The sequence below is a fragment of the Humibacter sp. genome, assembly GCF_035547335.1.
Classification (GTDB): Bacteria; Actinomycetota; Actinomycetes; order Actinomycetales; family Microbacteriaceae; genus Humibacter.
The window spans coordinates 54,287-61,328 of record NZ_DASZVF010000018.1 but is presented as its reverse complement, the minus strand read 5'-3'; the positions used below and the strand labels follow the sequence as shown (position 1 = coordinate 61,328).

The following is a 7,042-nucleotide window of genomic DNA, read 5'->3' as shown; positions in this document are numbered from 1 at the left end:
CGGCGCCGTTGCCACGTTGCAATCCGCAAGAGGACGCGCCGCTAACGTGGTCGCCATGCGATTCGGAACTTTTCTCCCCCAAGGCTGGCGCTTCGATCTCGTCGGGATCGACCCGAGCGAACAGTGGCCGACCATGCGCCGGCTTGCGAAGCAGGCGGATGCCGGCCCCTGGGAGTCCCTGTGGGTCTACGACCACTTCCACACCACTCCGGTGCCGAGCGAAGAGGCGACGCACGAGGCGTGGACGCTCATGACGGCTTTCGGTGCGTCGACGGAGCGCATCCGCCTCGGACAGATGTGCACGTGCATGGGATACCGCAACCCCACGTACCTCGCGAAGGTGGCGGCGACCGCCGACCACGTCTCGGGCGGGCGCGTCGAGATGGGCATCGGCGGCGGATGGTACGAGCACGAGTGGTGCGCGTACGGCTACGGGTTCCCCGCCGTGCCCGAGCGGCTGCGGATGCTGCGCGAGGGCGTCGACATCATGAAGCAGGCCTGGACGACGGGAACCGCGACGCTCGACGGCGAGCACTACAACGTCGACGGCGCTATCGTGCGCCCGCTTCCGATCCAGGACGGCGGCATCCCGATCTGGGTCGCGGGCGGCGGCGAGAAGGTCACGCTCAGGATCGCCGCCCAGTTCGGCGACTACACCAACTTCACGGGAACGATCGAGGAGTTCGATCACAAGCGCTCGGTGCTGCACACGCACTGCGAGCGCCTGGGCCGGGACCCGCAGGAGATCACTCAGTCGTCGAACTTCAACACCATCGTCGCCCCCACCGAGGCGGAGGCGCGGGACCGGCTGGATGCCGTCATCGCGCGCCTGCGCCCGCACGTCGGCGACGAGCGGGCCGATCACATCCGGCAGGAGTACCTGGCTTCCGACGGGTTCGGGACGCCGGAGCAGATCGTGGAGCGCCTCACGAGGCGGGCTGAGCACGGGCTGGGGTACAGCATCCACTACTTCCCGGAACTCGCGTACGACACGTCGGGATGGGAGCTGTTCGAGCGCGAGGTCGTTCCCGTGCTGGCCTAGATCCCTGCGGTGCCCATGATCCGTGCGATGCCGGCCCTTCGCTCGGAGGGCCGGCATCGCTTCAGCGCGGCTCAGCGCGGCGCTGAGCGGTCGGCGCCGGCAACCGTGCGGTAGTGCAGGCCGGTCACCAGCAACGCCGTACCGATGGCGGCGACGAAGGCGGCCAGGACGTTCGGGTCAGGCGGGATGTACCAGGAAGCAGGCGACGCGTATCCGGCGACCACCCAGGCGAAGCCCGCGACTGCGAGCACGATGCCCAGCCCGATGAGCAGGCGGCGGCCGGCGACTCCGGCATCCGGGTTCTTCGCCACCCAGTAGTGCCGGATGCTCCGCTCGTAGACGGCGACGCCCAGCAGGATGAGGCCGAGGACGAACGTCACCATGAGATAGACATCCGTGAAAGGCGACCACCATTCGCCGCTGTTCCAGATCGCGACGGACGGGTCGAAGGGCACGTAGGCGACGGTGACGGTCTTGGGTGCGCCGGTCAGGGTCGACACGGTGGATCCCGCGACGAACTGATACGTTCTGCCGCCGACCTCGTAGGCGATCTTCGGCGCGTAGGTGATCGCCCGCGCCGGGATGGTGATCCAGCCGAGCACGGTTCCGTTCGTGGTCGGCAGCGTGCTTGCCAGCACCGGTCCGGCGACGATCTTGTACAGGCCGGCGAGCGACAGCACCGCCCCGATCGTCCACAGCCATGCCTGCCCGAACGGGCCGACAGCGTAGCGTCGGCGGGCGGCATCCACGTTCTCGGCCACGCGCTGCGGTGTTCCCAGCAGGTTGACTCCTTCCGGAGCCGACTGTGATGCGCGATGTGGCGTCTCGCCGTTCGGCCTAGCCGGGTCGTCGCGCTCTGGATTGCCACCCTTTCCGTACGCGTCGCGCTCGCTGTTCTCAGCCATACACGTCGATGCAGGTCGCGATGAAGATCCACACGAACGCCACGACGGCGGCCAGGATCGGCGTGGCGACGAAGACGAGTCCCAGCACCGTCCAGGTCCAGCGCGTGGCCCCCCAGAGCTGACCGAATCGCAGCGCTCGGGGGAACGCCCGTTTGAAAGCGGCGCGCGAATACCCGTTGCCGGACTTCTTCAGCGGCGCTTCCACGTAGTTCTGCGCGGGAATCTGCTTCCACACCGTGGCCAGCGGGGCGTTCGATCCGACCTCGTAGGCGACGTGGCCGACCATGCGGCCCTTCGTGTTCAGGACGATCAGACCGCCGGTGGCGAACATGTCCCCTCCGCTCCCGAGGGCGCGGGCCTGCGTGATGCGGTAGTCCTGCCCCTGCTGCGCACTCGAGACGGCGAGCGGAACGGATGTCAGAGGCGCAACCGCCCGGTTCGGCTCGAGCGGCGGGAGGTACACCACCGTGCCTATCTCACCGACCGGGATGCTCCGCTCACCGCCGTACGCGGCATCCGTCACCGAGACGGTTCCGTTCCTGATGATCACCGATTGCCTTCTCGCCCGGCGCGATCCTGCTGCGATCCCCCAGAGCGGAAGCCCGATGACGAGCGCGAACGTGCCGACGACCGCCAGCACATACACCCACCACGGGTTCACGGAGTAGTCCACGCAACCACCTCTCGAAACTCGGCCGCGGACAGTACAGGATATCGGCGCCGCTGCGCCGGGACACGCGAAGGCCGTGGCGCGGAATCGGATCCGCGCCACGGCCTGGCGTGTGCATCCGGCCTCACGGCCGGGCGGCGACTAGTGTCCGCCGACGCTGGATGCCAGCGACGAGTCGGTCTGCTGCAGCGTGTCGGCAGCCTTGGTGAGGAACTGCGACATTCCGTCGAGGCCGTTGACCGCGTTGGTCGCACCGGTGGTGAACTGCGTGTACGAATCGTGGAACGCACCGGATGCGGCGTCCGTCACGAAGCCGTCGCTCACCAGCTGGTTCACCAGCGTCTGCAGCTCGTTGAGCTTGGAGACGAGGTCTTCCTTACCGCTGGTGAGACGGCCGGCAGCGCTCGTCATGTCGCCGTAGGTGACGTTCATGTTCGCCATGGGATTCTCCTTGGTCTTCCGGCCGACCCGGTTGGGTCAACCTCGTTGAATCGACGCTATCGCAGGCTCCGAAGGGCAGGGAATGGGGAGTGGTACCCATGCCCCGAACTAGCGAGACTGCGTGCCGTGGTCCGGCCGGCCGGCACCGGGATGCTCGGGCTGCGGATGCGTAGGGCCGTCATGGACGGCGCCTGCGTCATTGCGTTGCTGGGCCAGTGTCTGCACGTAGCCGGATGCGCGGCGGTCGAGGTCTCGCTCCCGCGCTCTCTCACGCTTCCTGGCCTGATTCCTGCTGCCGGGCACCGGTCCGCCGCCGGCGATAGCGGCACGGGTCCTCCGGGTGGATCTAGCCATTGCGGCGGCCGCGAGGATGAGCAGGGCACCGACCACGACGGCTACTATCGGCCATGCCCAGTTCTGGGACGCGGACGGGAACTCGGCGTTCGAAGGGTTCGTGGTGTCGTAGAGCACCTGCACCTCCGCGCCCTTGGACGGGGCCGTACAGATGAGTTTGTTGCTCAGCGTCGCGGTGGCCTTGCTGCCGCCTGCGTCGAATGCAACCACCGGCTCATACGCCGGCCCGCCGCATCCGCCCTTCCCGCCGGAGGGATGGGTGCGGTAGCCCACGACGACGGCCGACGCGGTCGACGAGTGCGACGCCAGAACGATCTGGCCGACCAGGGGAATCAGCCCGCCGACGAAGAACACCGCGCCCAGTGCCAGCACGACTGCCGTGGAGATGTAGCCAGGCCCGGCCTTCTTCTTGCGCTGCTGTGCCGTCTTCTTCTGAGTCACGAGTCGTCGCTCGCGTCTTCATCCCATCGCATCGACTCGACCATAACGCGGAACAACTGGAGCAGGAGCTCGCGATCTCCGGGAATGGTCGTCGAGAAGGTCAGCAGCGCAACCCGCTGGGATCCCGGAACAGCCACCCAGTAGTCCACGACGAAGGTTTCGTACTCGCCGACGTCACCGTCGGCAGGATGCACGATGGTCCTGCTTCTTCGCCAGGTCTGCGTGCCACCGAGCACCGCCTCTTCCTGGTCGGAGTACTCCGCGGCATCGGGCAGCGCCTCGAGCGCCTCCCGCACCAGTGCTATTACCGTCTGAGGCTTGGATGGCGTCGATCCGAGGACGTCGATGTCAGGCCAGAAGAGGGCGAGCGACATCGGCAACGTGGTGCCGGGAACGATCTCCAGCGCCAGGAACACCTGCTCTGCGCCGCCGGCTCGTGCCGTTTCGGCGAGTTCGGTCAACTGCTTGCGCAGGTCGCCACGCAGGCGGGCGAACGCATCCATGCGATTCGTCACCTTGTTCGCCAGGGCGTGGATCGCGCGAGTCGCGGCTTCCTCATCACCCACCGGGATCTTCCACCAGCTGCCCGGAAGCACGATCTGAACGCCCGGAGACTTCGCCGGCCCGCTCATACCACTCCCCTGGCGGTCTCGAACTCGAATGTCTCGACCACCGTGTCGCCGTAGCCGACGATGTCGTCAAAGATCGAAAGGTCATCGGTCGTGATCGTCACGAGCATGAACGTGGCGAGGCCGGGAGCGGTGACGGCGGCGCGGTAGGTTTCCGTCAGTATCCGCTCTCCGCTCTCCCCCTCTGCACTCTGGAGGATCTCGTGCCCTGATACGGCGCGACGACCTGCGATCTCCTTCTTCTCGAAGTCGCGCAGCCAGACATCGAGGCCCTCACCGGGATCCGCCTGCGTCCAGGCCGTGAGGAACTGATCGAGATCCACTCCGCGTGCTTTGACAGGCTCGATGGTCATCACCGCCGAAATGTCGCCGAGTGCGCGGTCACCGACTCCACCCCAAGTGTGTCGATCGGGATGCTCGTCCCTCGCGACCTGCTGCACGAGTCGTTCTGCCGCATGTCCGAGGATTGCCCTGGCCTCCGGTGTGTCTACCAGGCGGTCGAGTTCCGCCGAGAGCTCGACGAGCTTGTCGGGCGTTCTGGGCGCCTCGAACCACTGCGCCTGGATCAGACAGGTGTACTGCAGCGCCACGGAACTCCTCTCAGACGTCACTTGAGCGTAGCCGTACCCGTCACGGCGTGCGCCAGCGCCTGCGGAGCATCCACGGTCAGGCTCCTGCCCGCATCGACGATGTTGAGCGGGTTGAGGCCGCCGAGTGTCGACGGCGCCGAGCCCGGCACGACCTGGATGTTCGGAATGAGCGGCTGGATCTCGAGGGCGCTGTGCGTCTCGAAGTAGTCGTGACCTGGCATGTTGTTGCCATTCCAGAAATTGTCGACAGCCGTGCCCGCGTTGTTGGTCGCCGAGGTGATGAGCGTGTTGGATACCGCCGTCGTCACCTTCTGCGCCGCCCCACCCGTCGCATCCCTGATTGCCTCGGTCATGCCGTGCCGGTACTGGGAGATGGCGTTCTCCCCGGCCCGGTCGAGCGACGTGCCGTGTTCGAGGCTTCCGTGGAATGCGGCCGCCGCATAGTCCGCCGCTCGGTTGGCACCGAGAAAGCCCAGATACTTCGATCCCGCCTTCTCGCCGAGTGCGGCCCCACCCTTGCCGACGAACTTCGCGAACTTGTCCAGGGGTCCGTTGAGCTTGTCGGCGACGTCGATCACCGCGCCGAGCTTGCCGGTCGTCAGCTTCTCGGCGACGCCCGTCAACTTGCCGGCCTTGGTGAGCGCTGCGGCATCGCCCTTGATCGGCAGCGCCGAGACCACCAGCGTGATGCCCGTGTTGAGGAGGTCTCCCAGCGATCGATCGCCCAGCCCGACGAGCGCCAGCGTGGTGAGGAACGAAACGGCGGCGGCGGCGAGCACGATGATGTCCACGGCCGCGGCGATCGGGGCGAGCACAGGGATGAACACCGCGAGGATGTTCAGCGCCATGGAGATGTAGCCGCCGATGTCCACGATGGCAGCGGCCACCCTCTGGATCACGTCGAGAACGGGAGCGAGGTACTTCTTCGCCCAGGCGACGGCATCGTTCCACGCGCTCTCCAGCGCATGCCCGAGCTTGTCCCAGAAGCCGTCGTTCAACCCGCTGTCGCTGATCGCCTTCTTGATCTGCGAGATCGCCGTCTTCGCGGCCTCGTCGATTTCGGCGATGGCGGCGTTGTACTCGTTCAGGGCATCCGAGACGGCGCCGTTCGCGTCGCTGAGGGCCTGATTCGCTCTGCTGCCCTCCGGGGTCTGCGCGAACGGCTTGGCCGGCTCGGCACCCGGTGGCGGCGTGGGTGCGCTCGCCTGGTCCTGCTTGTACTGCTCCTGCTGCTGGTGAAGATGCGACTGGGCCGAGTTCACCTGCTGCTGTGCGCTGTTGTATGCGGCGATCGCGCGCAACGCGCGCTGCTGCGCGCTCTCCAGCTTGGGCGCGTAGTCCTGCAGCGCCCGCGCGGTGCCTGCATAGCGAACCTGCGCCTTGGTGATGTTGTCGGCGACATCGCTCGCGTTGCCACGGACCGAGTCGATCGCGAGGCTGACCGTGTCGTCGCGGTCTGCCAGCTTGCGCAGATGATCGATTGCCTGCTGGATCTGCTCCGCCGCCGATGCGAGGCCGTCCGCCTTCGACTTCAGCGCGGTGGGGTCACCGGGCAGCGGCGCCAGTTCACTCGCCGCCATGGCCCCTGCCTTCCTTCTGCGGGGCCGCCGGCTGGTCGAACGCCTTCGACAGGTCCGCATCCGCCTGGGTGAAGCCGGAGTTGATGACGGCGACGTGGTCGTGGATGCCGGTGGTTCCGTCGATCATCTTGCCGCGGTGCACCGACCAGTCGCTCGCGAAGTCGTGCACATGCCCCGACAGGCCATCGTGCCCCACGAGGCCGCCGATCTCGCTCGAGAACTTGGTGGAGTCCCGAAGCTGGTCGACGATCGACTTCAGTCCGGACTGCAGCTCGTCGAGGATGCCGTCGGTGATCTTCAGATCGCTCACATCAACTCCTCTTCCTCTGTGGCGGTTCCGGAACCTGTGTCACCGGAAGCGCATGGGAATCGTATCGGCCACGCAAACGA

General features: G+C 66.8%; 9 protein-coding genes. 1 reads left to right on the top strand and 8 read right to left on the bottom strand.

Annotation, left to right across the window (positions count from 1 at the left end):
- Positions 1 to 55: 55 nt before the first annotated feature.
- A complete protein-coding gene (locus tag VHB92_RS05225; protein WP_325452111.1) occupies positions 56 to 1,042 on the top strand; it encodes an LLM class F420-dependent oxidoreductase in 987 nt (328 codons plus the stop codon).
- Between the two features lie 71 nt (positions 1,043 to 1,113).
- Here VHB92_RS05225 and VHB92_RS05220 read toward each other — a convergent pair whose 3' ends face one another.
- From VHB92_RS05220 to VHB92_RS05185, 8 genes are all read right to left on the bottom strand, one after another.
- Positions 1,114 to 1,947 (bottom strand): DUF3592 domain-containing protein, encoded by an 834-nt coding sequence (locus tag VHB92_RS05220; RefSeq protein WP_325452107.1) that lies wholly within the window; start codon positions 1,945 to 1,947, stop codon positions 1,114 to 1,116.
- On the bottom strand, positions 1,940 to 2,620 hold the full coding sequence (locus tag VHB92_RS05215; protein WP_325452105.1) for a hypothetical protein: 681 nt from the start codon (positions 2,618 to 2,620) through the stop codon (positions 1,940 to 1,942). Before VHB92_RS05215 ends, VHB92_RS05220 begins: the two co-directional genes overlap by 8 nt.
- Before the next feature lie 138 nt (positions 2,621 to 2,758).
- Positions 2,759 to 3,058: a WXG100 family type VII secretion target gene (locus VHB92_RS05210; RefSeq protein ID WP_325452103.1), complete on the bottom strand. Its 300-nt coding sequence runs from the start codon at positions 3,056 to 3,058 to the stop codon at positions 2,759 to 2,761.
- A 108-nt stretch (positions 3,059 to 3,166) separates the two neighbouring features.
- On the bottom strand, positions 3,167 to 3,853 hold the full coding sequence (locus VHB92_RS05205) for a DUF3592 domain-containing protein (protein ID WP_325452101.1): 687 nt from the start codon (positions 3,851 to 3,853) through the stop codon (positions 3,167 to 3,169).
- Positions 3,850 to 4,485 carry a hypothetical protein gene (locus tag VHB92_RS05200; protein WP_325452099.1) on the bottom strand — a complete coding sequence of 212 codons (636 nt, stop codon included), beginning with the start codon at positions 4,483 to 4,485 and terminating at the stop codon, positions 3,850 to 3,852. Before VHB92_RS05200 ends, VHB92_RS05205 begins: the two co-directional genes overlap by 4 nt.
- Positions 4,482 to 5,072 carry a hypothetical protein gene (locus tag VHB92_RS05195; RefSeq protein WP_325452097.1) on the bottom strand — a complete coding sequence of 197 codons (591 nt, stop codon included), beginning with the start codon at positions 5,070 to 5,072 and terminating at the stop codon, positions 4,482 to 4,484. The genes VHB92_RS05200 and VHB92_RS05195 overlap by 4 nt, the downstream gene beginning before the upstream one ends.
- Positions 5,073 to 5,089: 17 nt before the next feature.
- Positions 5,090 to 6,652, bottom strand: a complete 1,563-nt coding sequence (locus VHB92_RS05190; protein ID WP_325452095.1) for a putative T7SS-secreted protein — start codon at positions 6,650 to 6,652, stop codon at positions 5,090 to 5,092.
- Positions 6,639 to 6,962, bottom strand: a complete 324-nt coding sequence (locus VHB92_RS05185) for a hypothetical protein (protein ID WP_325452093.1) — start codon at positions 6,960 to 6,962, stop codon at positions 6,639 to 6,641. Before VHB92_RS05185 ends, VHB92_RS05190 begins: the two co-directional genes overlap by 14 nt.
- Between the last annotated feature and the right edge of the window lie 80 nt (positions 6,963 to 7,042).